Source organism: Mycobacterium sp. 1423905.2, assembly GCF_001673155.1.
Taxonomy (GTDB): domain Bacteria; phylum Actinomycetota; class Actinomycetes; order Mycobacteriales; family Mycobacteriaceae; genus Mycobacterium.
On sequence record NZ_LZLE01000242.1, the window covers coordinates 12,098 to 35,443 of the forward strand.

The following is a 23,346-nucleotide window of genomic DNA, read 5'->3' on the forward strand; positions in this document are numbered from 1 at the left end:
CGGAGCGTTGATGCCTGGCTTGGCAACACAATTTACGGTTCCCGAGGTCGCGGCGGGCGTCGTGTCGGCGATCGGTGACCGGGAATTCATCATTCAAGGCGAACGGCGATACACCTACCGCCGAATCCTCGAGCGGTCGCATCGGCTGGCCGGCTACCTGCATTCCCAAGGGCTGGGTTGCTACATCGAGCGATCCGCTTTGGCCGGCCATGAGGTCGGGCAGGACCTGCTCGGGTTGTACGCCTACAACGGCAACGAGTTCGTCGAGGCGCTCTTCGCTTCCTTTCAGGCCCGAGTGGCCCCGTTCAACGTCAACTTCCGATACATCAAAAACGAGTTGCGGTACCTGCTCGCGGATTCGGGGGCGAGCGCATTGCTCTACCACGCGGCATTCGCGCCCCGGGTGGCCGAAGTCTTACCGGACCTGCCGCAGCTGCGTGTGCTGATTCAGATCGCCGACGACTCCGGCAACGAGTTACTGCCCGGCGCAATCGATTACGAGGCTGCCCTGGCATCTAGCCCGCCGCAACCGCCGCCTGTCCAGCCGTCGCCCGATGACCTGTACGTGCTGTACACCGGGGGCACCACCGGTATGCCGAAAGGGGTGTTGTGGCGCCAGCACGACATCTTCATGACGTCGTTCGGCGGGAGAGATCTCTACAGCGGCCAGCCGGCCACTTCGGTCGAGGAGATCGCGGCATGCACCACCGCGGGACCCGGCACGAAATTGATGGTGCTGCCACCGCTGATCCATGGCGCCGCGCAGTGGACCGTGATGACGGCGATGACCACCGGACAGTCGGTGGTGTTCGCTTCGGTGGTCGATCACTTCGACGCCGACGAGGTGGTGCGCACCATCGAGCGTGAGCGCGTCGCGGTGGTGACCGTTGTCGGTGACGCGATCGCGCGTCCGTTGATCACCGCCATCGAGAAGGGCGCCGCCGATGTGTCGTCGTTGGCGGTGGTGGCCAATGGCGGCGCCCTTTTGACGCCCTACGTGAAGCAGCGGTTGATCGACGTCTTGCCCAACGCCGTCGTCGTAGATGGAGTGGGGTCGTCGGAAACCGGCGCTCAGATGCACCACCTGTCGACCTCCGCAGCTGTCTCGACCGGAACATTCAACGCCGGGCCGGATACCTTTGTCGCCGCTGAGGATTTGTCGGTGATCCTGTCTCCAGGTCACGACGGCATCGGCTGGCTGGCTCAGCGCGGTTTTGTGCCGTTGGGCTACAAGGGCGATGCGGCCAAGACCGCCGCAACCTTCCCGGTGATCGACGGTGTGCGATACGCGGTTCCCGGCGACCGGGCCCGCCACAGCGCCGACGGGTGCATCGAGTTGCTGGGCCGTGACTCCGTCACGATCAACTCCGGTGGAGAGAAGATTTTCGCCGAAGAGGTCGAGACGGCGATGGCCTCGCATCCCGCGGTGGCCGACGTGGTGGTCGCCGGGCGCCCCAGTGAGCGGTGGGGTCAGGAAGTGGTGGCCATCGTCGCCCTGGCCGACGGGGCGCACGCCGAATCCCAGGAGTTGGTTGCCCACGCCGCTATGTCGTTGGCACGCTACAAACTTCCCAGAGCGGTCGTGTTCCGCCCGGTGATCGAGCGCAGCCCGTCGGGTAAAGCCGACTATCGGTGGGCGCGCGAGCAGGCGATCACGGGTTGAGTGGGCGGTCACGGCCTCCAACGTTGCGCCACGGCGGGAAAGCCGGGAATTCCGAGCCGTCAATGCACGGCGGAAGCCGCAATTACCCCCTTGGCCAGGCAGCGCTCACGACGCCCGCTTAGCCGGCGGCGAGTAGCTCGGCTTCCCCAGGCCCAGAACGTATTGCGCAATCATGTTGCGGAACACTTCCAAGGTGCCGCCGTAGATGCCGACCAAGGGGGCGAACCGATAGACGTACTCCGCGGCGCCGTTGTCCGCGGCGGCGTCGGTGCCGAACGGCAGCGCCGAGGCTTCCCCGAGCAGGTCCATCAAGTCCGGGGAAATGTCGCGCATGGTCTGCGCGATAGCCACCCGGCCGAAGATGCTGGGCGCAGAAAGGGCCGCTTCCATCCGCGCGGCGCTGCGACCCAAGCGATATGCCACCGACCGATCGTCGATCAATCGACGGCCCTGCGGATCCCCTTGTCCCACACGTGCGGCGGCCTGATCGACCGCCAGAGTCATCGACCCGGCCTGGTGCATCATGATCGACGTGTCCTGCAGCCCATCGGGCGCCGCGGCCACCGCGCCGTGCTCGACGTTGAGCGGCTCGCGCAGCACGGTCCAGCCCCCGTTCACCTCGCCCAGCCGGTACTTGTCATCGACGCGTACGTCGCTGTAGTAGACAATGTTGGTGCGGTCGCCATCCACCGTGCGGATTCCTTGAATCTCGATGCCCGGCAAGTCGAGCGGAACAAGAAACATGGTGAGGCTCTTGTGTTTCGGTGCGCTCGGATCGGTATTGGTGATGAGAAATACATACTGGCAGTTGTGCGCCCCTGTAGTGAACATCTTCGAGCCGTTGATCAGCCAACTGTCACCGTCGCGCACCGCGCGGGTCTTACAAGTTGCGATGTCCGAGCCGCCTTCGGGCTCGGTGTAGCCCAGACAGAGACGGACGTGACCGCTGAACACCCCTTGCAGCACCACGTCTCTCAACTCGGGTACACCGAACTTGGCCACCGAGCGCGCCACCATGGCGGTGGTTCCCCAGGTCACCCACGGTACCTGCGCCCGCCGCTTCTCAAGCTCCCATATCCGTCGGCGCACCCGAGTGAATCCACCCTCGGATTCGGGCTTCCACTCCTTCTCCAGATAACCCGCGGCGCCCAACTTCAAGTGCAGCTCCTCGTTGAAATTGTCACCGGTCTCGCGATCGTGGCGTAACACCTCATCGGTGACATGAGTGGCCAGAAAGCGGCGTGCCTCGGCTTGGAAAGCCCGGTCCGCGTCGGACAATTCGACTCGGGAGAAGTCCATCGCGTCGCCCTACACTCGTGCCGCCGCGAGTGCACTTTCTCGCGCGGTCACGATGTCGGCGATCCGCTGCGCACTAGCTCCGGGATCACCGCCGGCCAGCGGCCATCCTCGGGCGCGGACCAGGTAGGCCGTTGCGGCGGCTTCGGCCGACACACCAAGCCCGCCCTGGATATGCACGGCCATGGTGGCCGCCTTGGCTGCTTCCTCGGCCATGAAGACGAACGCCGAGGGCGCCAATTCGGGCCGTTCCGCGGGCTCGTACTCGAGGAACCACGCGGCCCGGCGCGCCAGGTTGCGCCCGCCTTGCACGGTGATGGCCATGTTGGCCAACGGATGCGAGATGCCCTGCAGGGTAGAGATCGGCACCCCGAGCGTGTAACGCGTCTTGGCGAATTCCGCCGCGATGGTCATCGTCTCCTCCACCAGACCTACCAGCGCGGCGGCGATGAGCAGTCGCCATTCGTCAAGAGCCCGGTCGAAATTCGCTAGCGCTTCGGGTCCCTGGCCTAAGACGGTGCGGGAGTACGCGGCGTCTGGATCCACCCACGCCATCGGCAGTCGGCCGATGTTGTCGACCTTGGCGGGTCGGGTGGGGAAAGTCAGCCCGACGACCTGGTCGCCGTCGCGGATGATGACGTGTTCGGCGATCGATCCGGTGGGCACCAGCCGAGCACCCGGGGCGGGGTCCAATCGGACATCCAGACCAGCGATCTGTTCGCCTTGGGCCACTGCGGCAAGGTGATCTCCCGACGCTCCCAGTCGGTGCAACAATCGCGCGGCACAGACGTGATCGATCCAGGGAACTGGCGCCAGGCACCGGCCGATCTCCTCGGCCACCAACGTCAAATCAACCAACGTCGCGCCGTCGCCGCCGGCGGACTCCGGCAGCGCCATCGTGGTAGCGCCCATGGCACACAATCGCTCCCACAAATTCTTGTCGTATCCGGACGGCTCTGCGGCACGAACAATGTCGATCGGGCAATGGGTCTTGAAGAACTGCTGATAGGCGTTTTGCACAGCGATGTGATCGTCGGACAGGCTGTAGTCCAGCCTGCGCAACTCAAAGCGGTCCATCCTCAATGCTCCTGTTCGAAGAAGAAATCTTGGGCGTTGCGGTACAGATAGTTGTCCAGCGCCTCGGGGGGCAGATCGAGCGCCTGGGCTTCGGGCACCACCCGGTGCAGGGTCAATACCGGCCAGTCCGAGGCGAAGATGACCTTCGTCTTGCCGCGCGTCCGCATGTAGTGCAGCAGGGTATCCGGCAGTCGCTTGGGTGACCACGCCGATGTCATGATGCGCAGGTTGTCGTATTTGAGCAAGAGCCGAATCGCTACGTCCCACCACGGGTCCGCGCCGTGAATCATGCACAGTCTCAACTCAGGAAAGCGGACGCACACCCGGTCCAGATGCATCGGATGCTGCACCTCCCCGGGGATCGGCGGCCCGGGGATGCCGGTATTGATACACAGTGGCAGGCCGATCTCTGCACATTTGGCGTACAGCGGGTAGTACACCGCGTCGCTGGGCGGATATTGGCCGTCACCCCAAAAGCTCGGTCCCACTACGGCATACGCGACGGGCAAGTCGGTGGCAACCGCGCTGAGTTCTCGTAGCGGCCGCACCGGGCGCAGTAGGTTGACCCCGCCCATCGCCAGGGCGAACCGGTCCGGCTTGGCTTCGACGAACTTCCGTGCCGTGGTGGACGGATGGGCCAGGTTGTCCATGAGGATGGCTTTATGAACGCCATGAGCGTCCATCTCGTCCAGCAGCTCGGACAGGTCGACCGGGGCGAACATCGACTCGGGTCTCTTGAAGTAGTCGTCCTTGACCTTGCGCATCCAGGCCGGTTGGTTGTCAGCCTCGCCGAAGTGCACATTGATGAGGCAGTCGATCACCCGGTGTGTCATACGGATTCCTTGACCTGTCCCGCGGCTGCCTGTCTAGCCCATCGGTAGTTCGGCTTTCCGTTGCCCAGCCGCTGGATATGGTCGACGAAGACGAACGCCTTGGGCACTTTAAAGTGCGCCAGCTGCGAAGTGCATAAGGCGTGCAGAAGTCCTTCGTCGGCGCTGGTACCGGCGCGGGCGGCGACGAGCGCGACAACTTCCTGACCCCAACGCTCACTGGGCCGGCCGACCACGAGCGCGTCCATCACGCCGGGGTGTGCGCGCAGCACCTCTTCGACCTCTTCGACGAAGACCTTCTCACCACCGGTGTTAACGACCAGAGAATCCCGGCCCAGCAACCGAATCGTGCCGTCGCGTTCCACGCGGGCCCGATCGCCGGGAATGACGACGCGCTGGCCTTCCACCTCGGGGAAGGTCCGCTCGGTAGCGTCGGCGTCGTTGAAGTAGCCCAGCGGGATTCGCCCGCTCCGTGCCGCCCAACCGATTTCGGAGTCACCGGGCTGCAGGAATTTGGTGCGGTCAGCGGAGACGACGGTCGCTCCCAGCCGGGGCACGAAGGTCTCACTCGCCGTCCCGGCACGACTGTGGCCGAACGCCATGTTCCCGGTTTCCGACGAACCGTAGCCTTCGACGATCGTGATCTGCGGCAGGCACTCCATCAGCGTTCGTTTGTGCTTCGCGTTCGTGGCCGCACCCCCTGTCCCGATGGATTGCAGCGCGGACAACTCGTAGCGATGCGTGCGCAGCTCGGCGACCAGCGGCCCGGCATAGGCGTCTCCCACCATCGTGATCATGCCGACCCGTTCCCGCTCCGCCGTCGACCACACCGAGCGGGCATCGAGCTTGTGGCGGTCGTCGTACAAGATCACCGACACGCCACTTAGGAACGCCGAGAACGCCGTCCACATCCCCGCGGCATGCATCAGTGGCGATACGGCGAACCAAGGCTGGCCGCCGCCGCGGACCTTGCGGTGAATTTCGCTGACGTCGGTGTGATCGGCTCCCACCATCGCCGCCACGTACATGTCGGCCTGCCGCCACAACACGCCCTTGGGACGACCCGTCGTGCCTCCGGTGCACATCATGATCAGGTCGTCAGGCGAACCGGCAACCTTGCGGCGTAGGTGACCGGCTGCTAACGCATCGTCGAGCGGAATGGCTTGCGGTAGTTCGGCCTCGACGCTGCCGTCGTCGACCGAGATCAGCAATTCGGCACCTGCGCAAGACAGCACCTCGGCGAAACGCGACCCCAGCGACCGGTGGAAGATGATGCCTCGCGGCCCGACGTAGCGCAACAGGTCGCGAACCTCGCGGGGCGAATAATGGTGGTTGACGTTGACCGGCACCACGCGCGCTTTGAGGCAGCCGATGACCATGTCGGGATAGAGGTCGTTGAACATGACGAGCGCGACGCGGTCTTGGCCGCACTCCCAGCGATTGAGGGTGGCGCGGGCACGTGCCACCCCGAATCCATTGTCGGTGAGGAAGGACGCGAGTCGGCCCGACCTTTCGGCCGACTGGGCGAACGTGCTTCGCCGCGAGCCGCACACCGTCATGGTGCGGTCTCCTACGATGTCGGCGATGGCGTCCAAGACGGCGCCGATGGTCCACTCGGGCATGGCTAAGCCACCGACGTCACCGTCACACCGAGCAGGTTCAAGGCGTTGTCGCGCATGACTTTTCGGACGTCTTCCGCAGCGAACCCGGGTAGCTCATCGACGAACGACAGCGGCGACTCGAGGCCTTCTCCGTGCGGCCAGTCCGACCCGAACAGAATCCGGTCGACACCGATCATCTCGGCCAGCGCGGGAAGGTCGTCCTCGTAATATGGCGCGATCCACACATTGTGCTTCAACTGCTCGACCGGATCTTCGGGAAATAGCCGAGGGTGATTGTTGGCCACCTTCTTCAGGCGTTTGGCCAACCGGTACACGAAGTACGACCCGTTTTCGATGCTGACGGCTTTCAACGTCGGATGACGGGTGAAGACGCCGTCGACGATCATCGAAGCCATTGTGTCGTGAATCGCACGGTCGTCGACCAGCACTTGGTCCAACGGGTTCGATCCGCCGAAGGCCTCGAATGTCGACATGCCGCCCCACATCGCCGCCACTTGCAGGTAGCCGCTGTCACTGAGATGAAAGCCCACCGGCACGCCCGCCTCCGCCAACCGGGCCCACACCGGATCGTGGCTGGCGTGGCCCAACGAGCGTGGCTTGACCACTCCGGGAACCGGCGCCGGTCGTACCAGGACGAGTTTCGCGCCGCGCGCCAACACCAATTCCACCTCCTCGACAGCCTTGTCCGGATCGGCCAAGGAAATCATGGGTGCGGAGATGATGCGATGGTCCGGCCGATCGAAACCCCAATCCTCATCGAGCCACATGTTGAAGGCATGAAGCGATGCCATGGTGGCGTCGACATCGTGCTTGAGTGCTTCCTCGACGCCGCAACCGAAAGTGGGCAACATGAAAGCCGTTTCGATGTTCTGGGTGTCCATGACGGCGATCCGCGCTTCGCGGTTCTGATACTCGGGATGGTCGGGCAAGCGTTCGACCTTCATGAGCGACGCGGGGTCGACGCCGTCGGGGATCTCGCCGCGAAACAACAGATCCAAACATCCCGGAACGATGATCGGGTCGAATGTCGGGTTGGGGACGAAGCGGTTGACCCGGTCACCGATGATCACCTGGGTGTGCCGACCGTCGCTGACCATCTGAATGCCGCGCCGGCGAAATCTCTTGTCCAGATGCCGCGTGAAGGCGTCCAGCGGCTCGTAATAATGGTTGTCGACGTCAATCGCCTGATACCCCAAAGTGCTCATGGTGATCCTTTCCGGGTGTGCGCCGGCGAACGCTAAGCCTCGTTCGAGGTGAGGGCGGGGAACTGTGGTGGGCGCTTTTGCAGGAAGCTCACGATTCCTTCGATGACATCGGGTCGTGGCATCGCCTCGTGCAACAGGTCTTCGGCGCGGGCGGTGGCTTCGACCACGTCACGCGTGGCATCGGCGTAGACCTGCTGCTTGATCACGGCCATTGCGGTGGGCGAGCAGTTTTGCGCCATGTCCTCGGCATACTGCATCGCTCGAGGCATCAGGTCACCCGGTGCCACGACCTCTTTGACGAGACCAAGCTTCGCCGCCTCGTCGGCCATGAAAGTACGACCGCTCAACAGAAGATCAAGGGCCACTGCCCAACTGGTCAATCGGGGCAGAATCCACGAGATACCGAATTCGGCGATCAGCCCGCGGCGGGCGAAGACCGCGGCGAACTTGGCGTCCGCGGCCGCAAATCGAACATCACACATCAGGGCTTGAGTCAGACCAATGCCGACGCAAGCCCCATTGATAGCTGCGATCACCGGTTTACGCAGCATGGTGACGAAGTGGGGCGGGCGTTCCCCGACCAGGTCGGCCAGGTTGGTCTTGCCTGCTTTGTCCATCGTTTCTTGGTAGCCGGCCGCCGATTCCGGTGACCCCAGGTATGCCCCGGCGCAAAAACCTCGACCTCGACCGGTCACCACTATGACCCGGATGGCCGGGTCAGCTTCGGCGCGATCGATTGCCGCGTAGAAGCCCGCCGCGATATCGGGGCCCCAAGCGTTGAGTCGGTCCGGCCGATTGAAGGTCAGTACCGCGACCCCGGTGGACGTGGCCTCGTAGAGCACTGTGTCCTCGGCGTCGGCGGCGCTCATGCCGACCTCCTCGCCCAACCCGATCCGCGGCCTCACTTCGAACCCATACTGTATACCTAACGGTACTGCCTTCGGCAGATGGGCACTGGGGCAGGCGCAGAAACGGTGAAGGCGCACGCCCCGACCGGGGCGTGCGCCTTCAGGTCAGGTTGTCAGCGAGACACTCGGTTACGGGTCACCAGCTTGACGATCGCGAGCAGGATGACCGCGCCGAGCAGACAGGTCAGGAAGGAGAACAGCAATCCGCCGCCGGCGACGTCTACGCCAAAGCCGCGCAGCAGGAATCCGCCGATCAACCCGCCGACGATGCCGACGACGATGTTGAGGACCAGACCCATCTGGGCGTCCGTTCTCATGATTTTGCTGCCGATCCAGCCGGCCAGGCCCCCGATGATGATCCAGCCGATGATACCGAGAGTGAGCATGTTTGGTCCTTTCCTAGCAGTCAGTCGCGGTGCTCGAGATTCCGAGCAACCGTGATGAATACCGGTATGCCCGCCCTATGGTGCCGGTAATCGTGCTTGCCGGCGCCGGCCTAGGCGTCGATGAGTCCGAGTCGTCGATAAGCCGAGGTGATCTGGGCTTTTGCTTCGGCCGGCAGTTCTGCCTGTGGCGGTCGAGAATGCGGATACTCGCCGATCGGCAGGCCGAGCACCGACGCGCAGTACTTGAAGGCGCCGCCCCAATGGGTGAAGTAGTCCGGTCGTCCCGGGTAGCACGTCCACCACGAGCCCAGATCCAGATCGAATTGGTCGAGGCCTGATTCTCGTCCATAGTCCATGGCTTCGAGCAACTTGTCGTTGTAGATCAATTCCCAGTACTCGGAAAATAGTCGCCGCTCCGGCGTCTCGAACAGATACCCGGCAGTGCCCAGCTGGGCGGGACATACGATGCCCGCCCGCAGCCATCCGGCGCGATACACCGTCTTGTCGCATTCCCAGACCACCAATTCCGGCGCCAGCTCATGCAAGCGCCTACTGCTTTCGGGTCGAAAAGCGCCCTCCTTGGTGGCGCACACGGCAGGAACCTCGTCATAGATGCGGGCGCTCTCTGCCGGCGTCAGGACGTAGCCCGACGAGGGCGAGTTGAACATGCCCAGCGCGATGTCGGTGCGCGCGGCGATGTAGGAGAAGAATCGCAATGCCCCGACACCGCCGTGGGTCTCCATCATCGGCGTTTGGAGGTAAGCGATCTCGGCACCGGCCTGCTGGGCGTGCAGCGTCAATTCCAGACAGTCCTTGGCCGTCATCGCCGAGGTACAGGCTTGCACCACAACGTCTGGGTTGGTGCGCCGTCCCTCCTCGATGGCGACCTCGAGCAAGCGCTTGCGCTCGTCGATGGTCAACGCCCAGAACTCGGCTATTCCACTGGTACACCACAACATTGGGTGGCCGAGGTCACCGACGCAGTAGCGCACCAAGGTGCGGTAAGCGTCCCAGTCGATGTCGTCGCCGTCGGTGCCACAGAACGGCGTATACAGCGAGTCGCCAATCCCCCGTAACGCGTGGCGCGCCCAAGCACGTGCCTCACCGGCAGTTGCCATGTTGCCTCCGTTCTCAAGGCGCTCAGGTGAAGTCCGAGCCGCCGTCGACGTTGATATTGGCTCCGGTCATGTAGGAGTTGCGTCGTGACACGAGAAATGCGGCGACAGGGCCGATTTCCTCCGGCAGGCCGGCACGCGGCATTTGCGCCGGATGCCCGAAATGCTCGTCGATCGCCTCCATCAAGCGGTACGGGTCGTTGCCGTCGACGCCGACCGAATTGGCCCAGCCGACCAGCGACTCGGAGGCGATGCTGCCGGGGGACACCACGTTGACCAAGATTTCGTCCTTGGCCAGTAGCAGCGAGAGATTCTTGGAGACGCTGGTCACCATTGCCTTCGCGGCGGTGTAAGCCGGCAACAGGACGCTTTGCCGCTGCGTCGAATGGGCCGAGAAGTTGACGATCCGAGCCCATTCGGCCTTGCGCAGCAAGGGAAGAGCCGCTCGCACGCAACGCACCATGCCCAGCACTCCGTCGTCGACCGATTGGTGCCACTGGTCGTCACTCAGATCTTCGAAGCTGCCGGCAGCCCCGGGACCGACCGTATTGACCAGTACGTTGAGTTCACCGCCCCAGCGTTCGCCGACTTCGGCGAAGACCTTCTCGACCATCGGTGCGTCGCGGATGTCGGCGGCGATGCCAAACGCATCCCGGCTGCCTCGGTCGGTGAGGTCGGCCACCGCGGCGTCGAGGGCGTCCGGCGAGCGGCCTACGATCGCGACTCGGGCGCCGTCGTCGGCAAGGCAACGGGCCGTGGCTAACCCCATGCCACGGCTACCACCGACCACCACTGCGGCGGCGTTCGCCAGACCTAGGTCCATGGCCTAATGTGTGGCTGACCCGATGGCTTGCGCCCGGTCATGTTTCGCTTGCGCAGCGGCGGATACCAAAAAGCCTACGATAGGTATTACAGTAGCAGACGAAAACCCCAGGCGGGGCCGATGTTGATGGAGGTGCCCGGCAGTGGCGAAGCAGGCGACCGCAGGGAAGCGTCAGCGCCGCGAACGCGGATCCATCAACCCCGACGACATCATCAGTGGCGCCTTCGAACTGGCCGAGCAAGTGTCGATCGACAACTTGAGCATGCCGCTACTGGGCAAACATCTCGGCGTGGGAGTCACCAGCATCTACTGGTATTTCCGCAAGAAGGACGATCTGCTCAATGCGATGACGGACCGCGCGTTGAGCAAGTACGTCTTCGCCACTCCATATGTGGAAGCCAGCGATTGGCGCGAAACGTTGGGCAATCATGCTCGGTCCATGCGCAAGACGTTCCTGGGCAATCCGATCCTGTGCGATCTGATCTTGATCCGCGCGGCGCTCGGCCCTAAGGCGGCCCGCCTGGGTGCACTTGAGATGGAGCGCGCGATCGCCAACCTGGTGGAGGCGGGGTTGTCTCCCGAGGACGCCTTTGACACGTACTCAGCCGTGTCGGTTCACGTACGCGGATCGGTTGTGCTGCACCGCCTTTACGAGAAAAACCTCTCGGCTGACAATGAACCGCGCGGGATCGAGGACGCTGTGGCCATTGATCCGCAGACCACCCCGCTGATCGCCCAGGTGACCGGTAAGGGGCATCGCATTGCGACCCCTGATGAGACGAACTTCGAGTTTGGGCTGGAATGCATCCTCGACCACGCCAGCCGGCTGATCGAAAAGGGCAACCAGTCGGGACCGAAAGCGAAGTCGTCGCCGGCCCGGCAACGCAAGACGGCAAAGGCGGTCACGTCGCGCGCGCGTAAAACGGCACCGTCACGGTAAGTCCTTTACGGACGGAACGGCCCGTGCCGCTTGGCAACTGCGGTGTACTCAGGGCACCCGCGTCCAGGGTTGGCAGTTCTGTGACTCGAATGCTTTTACCGCGGTGTTGACGTTGGCATACATCGGACCGACGGAGGTATTCGTTTGCAGGACATGATCCCTGCTCGCGTCCGGGGTGCTGTAGGTGAACCAGGAACACATGGAGTCTTGGGTCGGCACATCGTTGATCCACACCGTCCAGTTCGAACCTGACCCACCCGTGTGGTACAGGCCCGGGGCGATGTCAGGACCGACGAGGAAGACTCCGTTGCCGGGAATTTCGTCCAGGGGTTCGGCACCGGCCGGCGGCGCGCAGGCAATCGCCACTACCGACGCAACCAACGTCGCCGCTGCGCGAAGCTTTCGGGGCATGTCTCCTCGATCTGTGTTGCCCCCTTGACATGGCAGCCTATGTCCAGGCGGACTCGAGATACAACAGCTAGTCAGCCGTCGAAGGACCCGCATCGACGACCACCCCACGCGCGGTGAGGTGGTCGATCAACGGAACGGCCCCCGCGGCAAGATGTTCAGACATCGCCGCCCGGGCGAGGTCGGCGTCGCGCTTCTTCAATGCGGACAGGATGCGGCGATGATCCCTCATCGATTGTTCGGGCCAGCCTTCGATGGCGGGAAACACCGATTCCGGTGCGTAGCGGGTGATCTGCGACATCAGCTGGGCGAGTTTCGGAGATTCTGCGGCGACATTGATGGCCCGGTGGAATTGGTGGTTGAGCCGCACCGTCCGCTCGTCACCGTCAGCGGCATAGGCGTCCTCGAGTTCGGCCTGGATCTCCTTGAGTTCACGGAGTTGCTCTTCGCTGATGTTGAGCGCGGCCCGTGCCGCGAGTTCGCCCCCGACGTGCGCTTGCACATTCGCCACATCGGTGACGTCACGACCGGTCACCGGCAACACCATGAAACCCCGCCGGGGTTGTTGGGCGATCAAGCCTTCCCCGCGCAACGCGAAGAGCGCCTCCCGTACGGGGGTGACACTGATGCCCAGCTCGGCGGCCAATTGGTCCAGTCGGACGTAGGACCCTGCAGCGTAGGTGCCGTCGAATATCCGCCGGCGGATGAAGCGCGCGACATCGTCGGAAAGTTGGGGTCGCGCAGCGAAATCCGGAACGGTCATAATCAAACCTGGTATTCGGCGAGCAATCGCTTGCTGATGATCGACTTTTGAATTTCGCTGGTGCCCTCGCCGATCAGCAGAAACGGCGCGTCGCGCATCAGCCGCTCGATCTCGTACTCCTTGGAGTACCCGTAGCCGCCATGGATCCGGAAGCTCTGCTGGGTCACTTCGGTGCAGTATTCGCTCGCAAGGTATTTCGCCATCCCAGCCGCAACGTCGTTGCGTTCGCCGGAGTCTTTGAGCCGCGCCGCGTTGACCATCATCAGGTGCGCCGCTTCTACTTTGGTCGCCATCTCGGCCAGTTGGAACGCAATGGCTTGATGCTCGGCGATAGGCCGACCGAAGGTGTGCCGTTGCTGGGCATAACGGACCGCCAACTCGAAGGCTCGGACGGCGACGCCGCACGCGCGCGCCGACACGTTGACCCGGCCTACCTCGATCCCGTCCATCATCTGGAAAAAGCCTTTCCCAGGGGTTCCGCCGAGGATGTCGTCGGCGCCGGCTCGGTAGCCGTCGAAGATGAATTCCGTTGTTTCGATTCCCTTGTAGCCGAGTTTGTCGATCTTGCCCGGAATCACCAACCCCGGCGCCACCTCCCCGAACCCGACCGGCTTCTCGACCAGGAATGCGGTCAGATTGCGGTGCGGCTTGTCCGAGCCTTCATCGGTGCGCACCAGCACCGCGACCAGAGTCGAAGTGGCGCCGTTGGTCAGCCACATTTTTTGTCCGTTGATGACGTAGGTGCCATCGGATTCTCGCTGTGCGCGCGTCCGGATGGCGGCGACATCCGAGCCCAACTCCGGTTCGGACATCGAGAATGCGCCACGCGCCTCGCCTGCGGCCATGCGAGGTAAGAAGCGCTGCTTCTGCGCGTCGGTGCCATGCTGACGCAGCATGTACGCCACGATGAAGTGCGTGTTGAGCACACCCGACACGCTCATCCAGCCACGCGCAAGTTCTTCCACACACAGCGCGTAGGTGAGCAGCGACTCCCCGAGGCCGCCGTATTCCTGCGGGATCATCAAACCGAACAGTCCCATGTCGCGCATCTGGTCGACGATGTCCTGCGGGTAGGTGTCGGAGCGCTCCAACTGCGGCGCGTTGGGAATGATCTCCTTCTCGACGAATTGACGTACCGTCGCGATTATCTCGGTCTGAAACTCGGTCAGGCCAAGTGTCTGGGCAAGTCTGGTCATCGGCTGCTCCCTTTCCGGCTCAACAGGCAATCGTGTTGGCGCTCGTCAAGCGAGCGATGTCGGGTTCGGTCAACCCGAGGTACTGGCTGAGGATGTCGGCGGTGTCTTGCCCCAGAGCCGGTGCCGGGCCGCTGCGCGGGTGAGCGCCGTCGAACTCAGCGGGCAGGCCGGGAGCCAGATACTCACCGACGCCGGGTTGATCTAGCGGGGAAAACAGCTTGTTGGCAACGACTTTAGGGTCTTGCGCGGTCTGCGCGAAGGTTCGGTAACGCTCAACCAAGACGGTGGTCCCGGATAGCGCCGCAGTGATCTCGTCGGCCGTGTGATCGGTGAACCAAGTGGCGAACAAGCCGGAGAGGACGTCGCGGTAGCGGTACCGGTCGCCCTCGCCCGCGAAGTCGACGCCCAGCGCCTCGGCCAAAGCCGAAACCGCCGCCCCGGTGCCCGTCACCTCGACCAGATCGCGGAAGTGCCGGCCGGTCAAGGTGACCACCATGAACCTGGCTCCGTCGCGACTGACGAAGTCCTGGCCGTACTGGCCATAGATGGCGTTGCCCAATCGCTGTCGTTGGGTTCCGTTCACCTGAGGCTCGGTCAACCATCCCAGGTTCCCCGCCGTGGCCAACGCGACGTCTTCCAATGCCAGGCGCACCCGTGCCCCCACACCCGATTGCTCTCGGCGCCGGACCGCGGCGACGACAGCGAGCGCGGCGTACAGGCCGCAACAGACGTCCCAGGCCGGCAGCACATGATTGACCGGACCGTCATGATCAACCGGGCCGGTGACGAGCGGGAAACCAGTCGCCGCGTTCACCGTGTAGTCGACTCCGGTGGAGCCGTCGCCGCGGCCGAGCAGCTGCACGAGTATCACGTCGGAACGCTTGCCCGCCAACACGTCGTGACCCAGCCAGGGCAAGGCGGTATTGGTGACGACGATGCCGTCGCCTTCGGCGATCAGCCGCTGCACCAAGTGTTGGCCGTCGGTCGAGCGCAGATCGATGGTCGCCGAAAGCTTCCCCTTGTTCAGGCCGGTCCAATAGATTGACGTGCCGCTCGCCGCCAGCGGCCACCGCTGCACGTCGGAGGCTCCACCGATCGGGTCGATCCGGATCACCTGTGCGCCAAGTTGGTTCAGAGTCAAGCCGCACAAAGGTGCGGCGACGAAGCTCGATACCTCGACAACAGTGAGGCCGGCCAGAGGCAGTCCGAGACTGGTCACGCCGGCGTGACCCGCTCGAAGACCCCAGCGAGCCCTTGACCGCCGCCGATGCACATGGTTTCCAATCCGTACCGTGCCTGCCGGCGATCGAGCTCACGCGCCAGACTGGCCAGCATGCGTCCGCCGGTCGCACCGACCGGGTGGCCCAAAGAGATACCGGAGCCGTGGACGTTGGTGCGTTCGTGGTCGGCGGCACCGAAGTGCCATTCCCGCATCACCGCGAGGGCTTGAACGGCGAACGCCTCGTTCAACTCGATCAGATCCATGTCGCTCAATTTCAAGCCGGCTTTGCCGAGCGCGACGTCGGTGGCGGGCACCGGTCCAATGCCCATGATGTTGGGCGCTACGCCCGCTGATGCCCAGGACACCATGCGCACCAACGGTGTCAACCCGTGCTCGGCGGCTTTGTCCGGTGTGGTGACGATACACATTGCCGCGGCGTCGTTTTGACCGCTGGCGTTGCCGGCGGTGACGGTGGCTTCCGGATCATCTTTTACCAGAACCGGTTTCAGCTTTCCCAGCGACTCGATCGTGGTGTCGGCCCGCGGATGTTCGTCGGTGTCGATCAGGTCATCACCGTGCCGGGTGGCTACCGCAACGGGAATTATTTCCTCGGCCAGAATGCCATCCTTCTGCGCCGCCACCGCGCGATGGTGTGAGCGCACCGCCAACTCGTCTTGTTCTTGGCGCGAGATCCCGTACTGGCGGCGCAGGTTCTCCGCGGTCTCGAGCATGCCCCCGGGAACGGGGTGGTGGCGCCCGCCGGCGGTGGTGCGCCCCCGCGCTAGTCCGTCGTGTACGCGTACGCCGGATCGTGCCGCCCCCCAACGCATGTCGGTGGAGTAGAAGGGGACGTTGCTCATACTTTCGCAGCCGCCGGCGATGACGACGTCGTTATCGCCGGCGCTGACCTGCAGGCAGGCCTGGATGACCGCTTGCAGACCCGACCCGCACCGACGGTCTAGCTGCATACCGGGCACGGTCACCGGTAGGCCGGCATCCAGGGCCACCACCCGCCCGATGGCCGGCGCTTCACTGCTGGGATAGCAGTGCCCGAGGATGACGTCTTGCACCGCCTCGGGGGCAAGGCCGGTTCGTTCGAGGAGCCCCCGCAGGGCGGCGACGGCGAGGTCGCCGGCGCTCAACGACTTGAACATTCCACCGTAGCGGCCGATCGGTGTCCGCACGGGTTCGCAGATGACGGCTTCTCGCATGCGATGTACCACCTAGATGTGCCGGCCGCCAGTGACATCCATGACGGTTCCGGTCATGTAGGACGATAGGTCGGACGCCAGGAACAGTGCGACGCTGGCGACCTCGCGCGGCTCACCGGCGCGGCCCATCGGAATCTCGGCTACCTTCGAGTCCCAGATGCGCTGGGGCATCGCTTCGGTCATCGCGGAACGAATCAACCCGGGAGCGATGGCGTTGACCCGAATGCCCAGGTAAGCAAGCTCTTTGGCGGCGGCCTTGGTCATGCCCACGATTCCGGCCTTGGCTGCTGAGTAATTGGTCTGACCGATCATTCCGACCTTGCCTGAGACCGACGACATGTTGACGATGGCGCCGCGCTTGTTCTCGCGCATGATCGCCGCGGCCAGACGGGTGCCGTTCCATGTTCCCTTCAAGTGCACGTCGATGACTTGGTCGAACTGTTCCTCGGTCATCTTGCGCATGGTGGCGTCGCGGGTGATTCCGGCGTTGTTGACCATGATGTCCAGAGAGCCGAATCGGTCGACGGCGGTCTGAATCAGTGCCTGCATCTCGTCGGCCTGGGTCACATTGCAGCGCACCGCCAGCGCTACGTCGTCACCGCCGAGCTGCTTGGCAGCGGCTTGGGTGGCCTCGAGATTGAGGTCACCCAGTACCACCCGAGCGCCCTCGGCGATGAATCGTTCTGCGATGGCCAGTCCGAGGCCTTGTGCACCGCCGGTGATCACCGCGGTTTGACCGTTGAGCAACGACACCTCTATCACGCACCCCTCACTGTCCCTGGCCCGACCGAGTTCGAACCGTCGAATATCGTATTTCATATAGGATCCGGTCGGAGGCGCGCCCTAGCAGCGGACGACTTGCAGAGGAGCTCATTGATGACAACCGCTGAGGTAACCGAGGTCGCCGACGACGATTTCCGCGACATCCTGGCCCAAACCCGGCACTTCGTGCGCACCGCAGTGGTCCCGCGGGAGCAGGAAATACTTGCCGAGGATCGGGTGCCCGACGACCTGCGAGACCAAGCCAAGAAGATGGGCCTATTCGGATACGCCATCCCACAGCAGTGGGGTGGGCTGGGCTTGAACCTGGTTCAGGACGTCGAGCTGGCCATGGAGTTGGGATACACCTCGTTGGCGGTGCGGTCGATGTTCGGCACCAACAACGGCATCGCCGGACAGGTGCTGGTCGGCTTCGGCACCGACGAGCAGAAGGCGCGCTGGCTGGAGTCCATGGCCGCCGGTGACGTCGTCGCTTCGTTCGCGCTCACCGAGCCCGGCGCCGGATCCAACCCGGCAGGCCTGCGGACGAAAGCTGTTCGCGACCAGAACGATTGGGTTATTTCCGGCGAGAAGCGATTCATCACCAACGCGCCGGTCGCAAACCTGTTCGTGGTCTTCGCCCGCACTCGCCCCGCCGACGACCAGGGTTCGGGCATCGCGGTATTCCTGGTGCCTGCCGATGCCGCCGGCGTCGAAGTGAGCGCCAAGGACGCCAAGATGGGCCAGGAAGGCGCCTGGACTGCCGACGTGAACTTCGCCGATGTTCGCGTCGACGACACGGCGCTGATCGGCGGCAGCGAAGACATCGGCTACCGAGCGGCGCTGACGTCCCTCGCGCGCGGCCGGATTCATATCGCGGCCATTGCGGTGGGCGCGGCGCAACGCGCGCTGGACGAGTCCCTCACCTACGCGGCAACCGCAACGCAAGGCGGTGTGCCGATCGGCAGTTTTCAGTTGGTGCAGGCGATGCTGGCCGACCAGCAGACCCAGGTCATGGCCGGCCGCGCGCTGGTGCGGGAAGCCGCCCGGCTATGGGTCTCGAACGAAGACCGGCGGATCGCGCCGTCAGCGGCCAAACTGTTCTGCACCGAAATGGCGGGCAAAGTCGCCGATCTCGCAGTGCAGGTGCACGGCGGCAGCGGCTACATGCGCGGCGTCCCGGTCGAGCGCATCTACCGCGACGTTCGACTGCTGCGGTTGTATGAGGGCACCAGCGAGATCCAGCAACTGATCATCGGATCGAATCTGGTCAAGGCGGCACAGCGCGCGCTTTAGCGCTAGCCGCCGCCGAACGACTGAGCGCGGCTCAATCGATCAATTCCAATGTCGCCAGCTCGCGAATCGCCTGGCACCCGCGGCGAAGCATGGTCAGCACCATGTCGTCGCCGCGCTCGGTCGACGTCGCGAAGGCGAAGCCGAGCGCGGAAATCAACAGCGCCTGCGGCATGCCGAGACGATAATCGCGCCAGCACGTCTCGAGGTCGTAGCCGCTCACATCATGCTCGGTCAAGGCCCTGTGGTAGTCAGTCACCAGGTCCTTCTCGACGGCGGCGCGCAATGCCGAGTCCAGACTCGTCGCGGTGAAGTACGCCAGGTCCCGTGCCGGAAGGCCGATGCCCAGCGTCTGCCAGTCCACCACGGTGACCCGCGTGCCGTCTGGGTTGAAGAGCAGGTTGTCCAGACGATAGTCGCCGTGCAGCAAAGAGAATCGATGCGGCTCGGCGCGCAGCCACGGGGCAATCGAATTCATTGTGGTGATGAATGTTTCGCGATCGTCATCACTCATGCGGTCGCCCAGCTTCTCCAGCGTGATGGCGGCACTCATCTTGGCCACTTCGCCCAAGCCCATGGCGGACGCCTCGTCCGGCAGTGGAAACGCGATACCGGGCAGGTCCAGCCAGGAAGGGTCACACCAGCTGGGCCCGTGTAGGCCCGCCAGGGCAACGACGGCCAACCCCGCTTCCTGCTCACCGCATCCGGCCAGCTGATCGCCCTGCACCGCGGGGGCTTGATCACCGAGCAGCAAGGCGAAATCGAGGGCGTCGTCGGAGATTTCGCAGTAGTAGCAGTGCGGCGCCGGAACCCGGACCCGGTCGATCACGGAAGTGTAGAACGAGCATTCGCTGCGGTAACCGATAGTCACCCGGTCGCGTACGGTGTCGTCGTGCGCCGGCAGTTTGATGACGAAGGTGTCCGGCAGATTCCCGGCGTCACCGGTGTATGTCGCAGATACCCGATAGGTGGCGCCAGTTTGTCCGGTACCTATGGCGGCGACGTCGACCTGCGCTACTTTGACCGGTGTGCAGCGGTCGCTGAGGACGCGTCCAAGCCACGCGGGCGTCACATCGCCGGGAAACCGGGGAATAGAAGCCAGGGCAGTCACGGCGCGCCTCCACCACGAGTCGGTACGGCCAACTCACCGACTGTAGGCCATACCGGATGAGTTTCGGTCGACGGGAGCTATCCGGTACAGATGCGCCATTCGGCGGCCTCGTGTTGCTGTCGCCAGAAATCACTGAATCGGCCGCCTGCACTGAGTAATTCGTCGATGGAACCGTCTTCCACCACCCGACCGTCGTCGACGAAGAGAACCCGGTCGGCATGTCGAATGCTGGCCAACCGGTGGGCGACGACGACCCTGGTGTGCACCTGCGGCTCGGCGGTGAGCGCGTCCACCACCGCGACCTCATTCTCGTTGTCCAACGCACTCGTCGCCTCGTCCACGAGCAGTATCGGAGCGCCTTTGAGCAGCGCTCGGGCAATGCTGACGCGCTGCCGCTCGCCGCCGGACAGGGCCGAGCCGGCTTCACCGACGATCGTCTCCGCACCGGCGGGAAGGCGGCCGGTGAGTTCGTCGACCCGCGATAGTCGGATGGCGCGCGCCATGCGCGCCTCGTCGGCCCGCGGATCGCCGGCCAAGATGTTCTCCCGGATGGTTCCGTGGAAAAGGTAGGGGTGCTGGAAGACGACACTGGCCACTTCTCGTCGTGAATCCGCATCGAGTGTCGCCAAATCGACCCCGTCGACGAGTACTCGACCACGGGTTGGCTGGTGCAGTCCCGCAATCAGCGACAAGATGGTGCTCTTGCCGGATCCCGAAGGTCCGACGATGGCTGTCGCACTACCCGGCCGCAAGGTGAAGTTGACACCGTCGAGCACGGGGCTGCTGCCGTCGTAACTGAAAGTTACGTCATCGAATTCGATGCTTGGGTCGGTACCGCCGTAGTGGAGTGCGCCGGCCCCCGCGTCGGTCGTGGGTGCGGTCAGCACCGCGCGAATCCGGTCGAGTGTTGCGCGGGTGCTTTCCAAGGCCGGCGCCAGCTCGCTGACGGTGGTGAAGGGTTCGAGGTAGCGGGCCATCACAACGATCAGCGCGACGGCAGCGGGCACGGTCAGGGTGCCGCCGACGGTCAGTGCCGCGGTGGCGCCGGCAAGCACGATGAGAGCCAGCTGGCTGGCGATGCTGAACAGCAACTGTCCCGGAATCTGCATTCCCAGCAGCCGCATCGTCGCGCCATGCTGAGCGTTGAGGGCGGTGCCCACCATGCTGCGCGCCGGCTCGACTCGGCGAGCGGCTCGTAACGCCTGCTGGGTGCGCGCGAACTCGATGATCCGTTCGGTGAGCGTGGTGTTTGCTTCTCCCGCCGCGGAATCGGCACGTCGGGACAGGCGTACCGAGGCCCACAACGCACCGAGCAGCAACGGCACCCCGGCCAGGGCGGCCGCCCCCAGCTGCCACGAGATGGTCAGCAACGCCAGCGCAATGACCGCCGGTAACAGAATCGCCGTCACCAACGGCGTCAGCAAATTCACCACCAGGCCGACGAGTTCTGGACCGGTAGAGGCAATCGCCTGCCGTGCCGTCGCGGCGTTGTCTGTGGTGAACCAATTCAGCCGGACATCGGGGAGCCGATCGGCAACGTCGTGCTGGGTGTGGTCTAAAACCGCGAAGCCAAGATCGAATCCGATACGAGCCGTCGTGGTGTCGATGATCCAGCCGATGACTGTGGCGAGGGTGAGCCAACCCAGCCACGCCAGCGCCCGCTGCGGGGTGTCGCTGAACAAAGCACCGATCAGCGGGACGAGCAGCACGGTGGCCACCGCTCGCACGATGACGGATGAGAACGCCAATGCGGCGTAGGTGTTGACCTTGGCTCGGTGTTCTGGCGGCACCAGCTGTATCCAGGTCCGGATCATCGGGCACCGTCCTGACCCGCGCTGGCGGCCACCGGCTGACGAAGACCGTTGTGCTGGCCGGTTTCCCAGAGCCGGCGGTAGCGCCCGTCCGCGGCGACCAACTGGTCGTGGGTACCCCGTTCGACGATGCGGCCGTGGTCGAGCACGATGATCTGGTCGGCTCGAGTGATGGTGTGCAGCCGGTGAGCGATCACCAGCACGGTGCGGTCTTGCGCAAGCCGGTTGAGCGCCTGTTGGACAAGGTATTCCGACTCCGGGTCGGCGTATGCGGTGGCCTCGTCGAGGATCAACACGGGCGTGTCCGCGAGGATGGCACGGGCAATGGTGAGGCGTTGGCGTTCCCCACCGGATAGCGCGGCATTTGCGCCGAGGACGGTATCGTATCCCTGCGGCATCCGCAGGATCCGCTCGTGGATCTGCGCCTCTCGGGCCGCAGCCTGTATCTGATCGATGGTGGCATCGGGAACCGCTAGGGCGATGTTCTCCGCGACGGTGCCGTGCACCAGTTGGGTTTCCTGCAGCACAAAGCCCACTCGGCTATAGAGCTCGTCGGCGGTCAAGGACCGAATGTCTTGTCCATCAATGCGGATCGAGCCCTCCTCCACATCGTGGAAGCGCGCCAACAGGGCGGCAAGCGTGGACTTCCCCGATCCAGACGGGCCGACGAGCGCGGTGACCGTGCCCGCACGCAGTTGCAGCGACACGTCGTGGATCACCGGGGCGCCGGGGCGGTAACCGAAGGTGACACGCTCGAACACCACCGTGGCCGACGAATCGGCTGTCGACCCGGCGCCTTGCTCGCGCACCTGCAGCTCTGGCTCGGTGAGGGCAATCTGGAGGCGTCGAGCGGCGAGCGTGCCTCCGCGAATACCGCCTACACCGTAGGCGATGCCGAGCAGGCGGGCCCCGAATGTGGTGCCCAGCAACAGGAACGGCAGCAAGTTGACCGGATCCATCCGGTGTGTCACAACCAGCAAGGTACCGGTGACGGCAATGAGCCACAGGAAGGTGGACGGCCGAGTGGCCAGGTCCATCATGGTCTTCTTGCCGGCGAGCGGACGCTGCCAGGCGACGAGGAACCCGATGTATTCATCGAGGCTTCGCCGGAAGCTCGACGCCGCGGCACCGCCGAAGACCCTGATCACCGGCTGGCCGTCGAGATAAGCACCGGCTTCGCTGTTCATCTTCTCGGCCCATTTCTGTGACTGAGCGATCCGCGGGCCGGACTGAATCATCAGCGCCGAGGATGTCACCAAGTACACCAACACCGGTCCGAACAGTACGAGCGCCACCCGCCAATCGACGATGAACAGATAGACCAGTACGGCCACCGGCGCCACAATCGCGTTGACGGCGTCGGGTATGGCATGGGTGACCAGGTAGTGCAGGGACAGTGTGTCGTCTTGGACCAAAGCCTTGATGGACCCCGAGCCGCGCGCGGTGAACCACCCCAGCGGCAGCCGAGAAAGCTTGCCCAACAAGCTCGATCGCAGATCGCGCGCGAATCTGGCGTCAACGACGTGCAGCCAGAGCGTAAGCGCGGCTCCCAGCAGGGTGCCCAACCCCAGCAACGAGATGGCCGCGATCCCCACGTTCCACAGCTGCGCCTCGTCGGCACCCGAAATAAGGAGCCGCGCCAATTCGACCAGCAACACGAACGGCGCCAGCTGCACCAGCGTGACCACCGCCTGCAAGATGCCGGAG

General features: G+C 64.2%; 21 protein-coding genes. 3 read left to right on the forward strand and 18 right to left on the reverse strand.

Annotation, left to right across the window (positions count from 1 at the left end; all coding sequences use genetic code 11):
* Nucleotides 1–10: 10 nt before the first annotated feature.
* Nucleotides 11–1,663, forward strand: coding sequence for an acyl-CoA synthetase (locus tag A9W95_RS15335; protein WP_067414233.1), 1,653 nt, complete (start codon nucleotides 11–13; stop codon nucleotides 1,661–1,663).
* A gap of 105 nt (nucleotides 1,664–1,768) precedes the next feature.
* Here the strand turns inward: A9W95_RS15335 and A9W95_RS15340 are convergent, their stop codons facing one another.
* From A9W95_RS15340 to A9W95_RS15380, 9 genes are all read right to left on the reverse strand, one after another.
* Nucleotides 1,769–2,962: an acyl-CoA dehydrogenase family protein gene (locus A9W95_RS15340; protein WP_067414236.1), complete on the reverse strand. Its 1,194-nt coding sequence runs from the start codon at nucleotides 2,960–2,962 to the stop codon at nucleotides 1,769–1,771.
* A gap of 9 nt (nucleotides 2,963–2,971) precedes the next feature.
* Nucleotides 2,972–4,036 carry an acyl-CoA dehydrogenase family protein gene (locus A9W95_RS15345; protein WP_067414239.1) on the reverse strand — a complete coding sequence of 355 codons (1,065 nt, stop codon included), beginning with the start codon at nucleotides 4,034–4,036 and terminating at the stop codon, nucleotides 2,972–2,974.
* 2 nt (nucleotides 4,037–4,038) lie between these two features.
* Nucleotides 4,039–4,869: an amidohydrolase family protein gene (locus A9W95_RS15350; RefSeq protein ID WP_067414241.1), complete on the reverse strand. Its 831-nt coding sequence runs from the start codon at nucleotides 4,867–4,869 to the stop codon at nucleotides 4,039–4,041.
* Nucleotides 4,866–6,488 carry an acyl-CoA synthetase gene (locus A9W95_RS15355; protein WP_067414244.1) on the reverse strand — a complete coding sequence of 541 codons (1,623 nt, stop codon included), beginning with the start codon at nucleotides 6,486–6,488 and terminating at the stop codon, nucleotides 4,866–4,868. Before A9W95_RS15355 ends, A9W95_RS15350 begins: the two co-directional genes overlap by 4 nt.
* Nucleotides 6,489–6,490: 2 nt before the next feature.
* On the reverse strand, nucleotides 6,491–7,693 hold the full coding sequence (locus tag A9W95_RS15360; protein ID WP_067414246.1) for an amidohydrolase family protein: 1,203 nt from the start codon (nucleotides 7,691–7,693) through the stop codon (nucleotides 6,491–6,493).
* A gap of 32 nt (nucleotides 7,694–7,725) precedes the next feature.
* Nucleotides 7,726–8,562 carry an enoyl-CoA hydratase gene (locus A9W95_RS15365; RefSeq protein WP_067414282.1) on the reverse strand — a complete coding sequence of 279 codons (837 nt, stop codon included), beginning with the start codon at nucleotides 8,560–8,562 and terminating at the stop codon, nucleotides 7,726–7,728.
* Between the two features lie 152 nt (nucleotides 8,563–8,714).
* Nucleotides 8,715–8,987, reverse strand: coding sequence for a GlsB/YeaQ/YmgE family stress response membrane protein (locus tag A9W95_RS15370; protein WP_067414248.1), 273 nt, complete (start codon nucleotides 8,985–8,987; stop codon nucleotides 8,715–8,717).
* A gap of 110 nt (nucleotides 8,988–9,097) precedes the next feature.
* A complete protein-coding gene (locus tag A9W95_RS15375; protein ID WP_067414251.1) occupies nucleotides 9,098–10,105 on the reverse strand; it encodes a dihydrodipicolinate synthase family protein in 1,008 nt (335 codons plus the stop codon).
* Between the two features lie 22 nt (nucleotides 10,106–10,127).
* A complete protein-coding gene (locus tag A9W95_RS15380) occupies nucleotides 10,128–10,925 on the reverse strand; it encodes an SDR family NAD(P)-dependent oxidoreductase (RefSeq protein ID WP_067414254.1) in 798 nt (265 codons plus the stop codon).
* A gap of 142 nt (nucleotides 10,926–11,067) precedes the next feature.
* Between A9W95_RS15380 and A9W95_RS15385 the strand changes: the two genes are divergently transcribed.
* Nucleotides 11,068–11,865 carry a TetR/AcrR family transcriptional regulator gene (locus A9W95_RS15385; RefSeq protein WP_067414256.1) on the forward strand — a complete coding sequence of 266 codons (798 nt, stop codon included), beginning with the start codon at nucleotides 11,068–11,070 and terminating at the stop codon, nucleotides 11,863–11,865.
* Nucleotides 11,866–11,913: 48 nt separating this feature from the next.
* Here the strand turns inward: A9W95_RS15385 and A9W95_RS15390 are convergent, their stop codons facing one another.
* The 6 genes from A9W95_RS15390 to fabG form a co-directional block, all read right to left on the reverse strand.
* A complete protein-coding gene (locus A9W95_RS15390) occupies nucleotides 11,914–12,276 on the reverse strand; it encodes a hypothetical protein (RefSeq protein ID WP_067414259.1) in 363 nt (120 codons plus the stop codon).
* Between the two features lie 67 nt (nucleotides 12,277–12,343).
* The gene (locus tag A9W95_RS15395) at nucleotides 12,344–13,036 is read right to left on the reverse strand and encodes a GntR family transcriptional regulator (protein WP_067414262.1); all 693 of its coding nucleotides are present in this window, start codon (nucleotides 13,034–13,036) and stop codon (nucleotides 12,344–12,346) included.
* 2 nt (nucleotides 13,037–13,038) lie between these two features.
* Nucleotides 13,039–14,232 carry an acyl-CoA dehydrogenase family protein gene (locus A9W95_RS15400; protein ID WP_067414265.1) on the reverse strand — a complete coding sequence of 398 codons (1,194 nt, stop codon included), beginning with the start codon at nucleotides 14,230–14,232 and terminating at the stop codon, nucleotides 13,039–13,041.
* Between the two features lie 19 nt (nucleotides 14,233–14,251).
* A complete protein-coding gene (locus A9W95_RS15405) occupies nucleotides 14,252–15,451 on the reverse strand; it encodes a CoA transferase (protein ID WP_067414267.1) in 1,200 nt (399 codons plus the stop codon).
* Nucleotides 15,448–16,665 (reverse strand): acetyl-CoA C-acetyltransferase, encoded by a 1,218-nt coding sequence (locus A9W95_RS15410; protein ID WP_067414270.1) that lies wholly within the window; start codon nucleotides 16,663–16,665, stop codon nucleotides 15,448–15,450. Before A9W95_RS15410 ends, A9W95_RS15405 begins: the two co-directional genes overlap by 4 nt.
* Before the next feature lie 12 nt (nucleotides 16,666–16,677).
* Nucleotides 16,678–17,427: a 3-oxoacyl-ACP reductase FabG gene (gene fabG / locus A9W95_RS15415; RefSeq protein WP_067414273.1), complete on the reverse strand. Its 750-nt coding sequence runs from the start codon at nucleotides 17,425–17,427 to the stop codon at nucleotides 16,678–16,680.
* Nucleotides 17,428–17,541: 114 nt separating this feature from the next.
* Between fabG and A9W95_RS15420 the strand changes: the two genes are divergently transcribed.
* Nucleotides 17,542–18,720 (forward strand): acyl-CoA dehydrogenase family protein, encoded by a 1,179-nt coding sequence (locus A9W95_RS15420; protein WP_067414275.1) that lies wholly within the window; start codon nucleotides 17,542–17,544, stop codon nucleotides 18,718–18,720.
* Between the two features lie 31 nt (nucleotides 18,721–18,751).
* Here the strand turns inward: A9W95_RS15420 and A9W95_RS15425 are convergent, their stop codons facing one another.
* The 3 genes from A9W95_RS15425 to A9W95_RS15435 form a co-directional block, all read right to left on the reverse strand.
* Nucleotides 18,752–19,819 carry a phosphotransferase family protein gene (locus A9W95_RS15425; RefSeq protein WP_067414285.1) on the reverse strand — a complete coding sequence of 356 codons (1,068 nt, stop codon included), beginning with the start codon at nucleotides 19,817–19,819 and terminating at the stop codon, nucleotides 18,752–18,754.
* Between the two features lie 86 nt (nucleotides 19,820–19,905).
* Nucleotides 19,906–21,642 (reverse strand): ABC transporter ATP-binding protein, encoded by a 1,737-nt coding sequence (locus A9W95_RS15430; RefSeq protein WP_067414278.1) that lies wholly within the window; start codon nucleotides 21,640–21,642, stop codon nucleotides 19,906–19,908.
* Nucleotides 21,639–23,346, reverse strand: a 1,708-nt coding sequence (locus A9W95_RS15435) for an ABC transporter ATP-binding protein (RefSeq protein WP_156746225.1), incomplete at its 5' end; no start/stop codon positions are given. The genes A9W95_RS15430 and A9W95_RS15435, both read right to left, overlap by 4 nt.

Excerpts from the sequence above, each read along its gene's own strand:
- A9W95_RS15335 (WP_067414233.1), top strand. The coding sequence starts at position 11 with ATGCCTGGCTTGGCAACACAATTTACGGTTCCCGAGGTCGCGGCGGGC.
- A9W95_RS15340 (WP_067414236.1), bottom strand. The coding sequence starts at position 2,962 with ATGGACTTCTCCCGAGTCGAATTGTCCGACGCGGACCGGGCTTTCCAA.
- A9W95_RS15345 (WP_067414239.1), bottom strand. The coding sequence starts at position 4,036 with ATGGACCGCTTTGAGTTGCGCAGGCTGGACTACAGCCTGTCCGACGAT.
- A9W95_RS15350 (WP_067414241.1), bottom strand. The coding sequence starts at position 4,869 with ATGACACACCGGGTGATCGACTGCCTCATCAATGTGCACTTCGGCGAG.
- A9W95_RS15355 (WP_067414244.1), bottom strand. The coding sequence starts at position 6,488 with ATGCCCGAGTGGACCATCGGCGCCGTCTTGGACGCCATCGCCGACATC.
- A9W95_RS15360 (WP_067414246.1), bottom strand. The coding sequence starts at position 7,693 with ATGAGCACTTTGGGGTATCAGGCGATTGACGTCGACAACCATTATTAC.
- A9W95_RS15365 (WP_067414282.1), bottom strand. The coding sequence starts at position 8,562 with ATGAGCGCCGCCGACGCCGAGGACACAGTGCTCTACGAGGCCACGTCC.
- A9W95_RS15370 (WP_067414248.1), bottom strand. The coding sequence starts at position 8,987 with ATGCTCACTCTCGGTATCATCGGCTGGATCATCATCGGGGGCCTGGCC.
- A9W95_RS15375 (WP_067414251.1), bottom strand. The coding sequence starts at position 10,105 with ATGGCAACTGCCGGTGAGGCACGTGCTTGGGCGCGCCACGCGTTACGG.
- A9W95_RS15380 (WP_067414254.1), bottom strand. The coding sequence starts at position 10,925 with ATGGACCTAGGTCTGGCGAACGCCGCCGCAGTGGTGGTCGGTGGTAGC.
- A9W95_RS15390 (WP_067414259.1), bottom strand. The coding sequence starts at position 12,276 with ATGCCCCGAAAGCTTCGCGCAGCGGCGACGTTGGTTGCGTCGGTAGTG.
- A9W95_RS15395 (WP_067414262.1), bottom strand. The coding sequence starts at position 13,036 with ATGACCGTTCCGGATTTCGCTGCGCGACCCCAACTTTCCGACGATGTC.
- A9W95_RS15400 (WP_067414265.1), bottom strand. The coding sequence starts at position 14,232 with ATGACCAGACTTGCCCAGACACTTGGCCTGACCGAGTTTCAGACCGAG.
- A9W95_RS15410 (WP_067414270.1), bottom strand. The coding sequence starts at position 16,665 with ATGCGAGAAGCCGTCATCTGCGAACCCGTGCGGACACCGATCGGCCGC.
- A9W95_RS15420 (WP_067414275.1), top strand. The coding sequence starts at position 17,542 with ATGACAACCGCTGAGGTAACCGAGGTCGCCGACGACGATTTCCGCGAC.
- A9W95_RS15430 (WP_067414278.1), bottom strand. The coding sequence starts at position 21,642 with ATGATCCGGACCTGGATACAGCTGGTGCCGCCAGAACACCGAGCCAAG.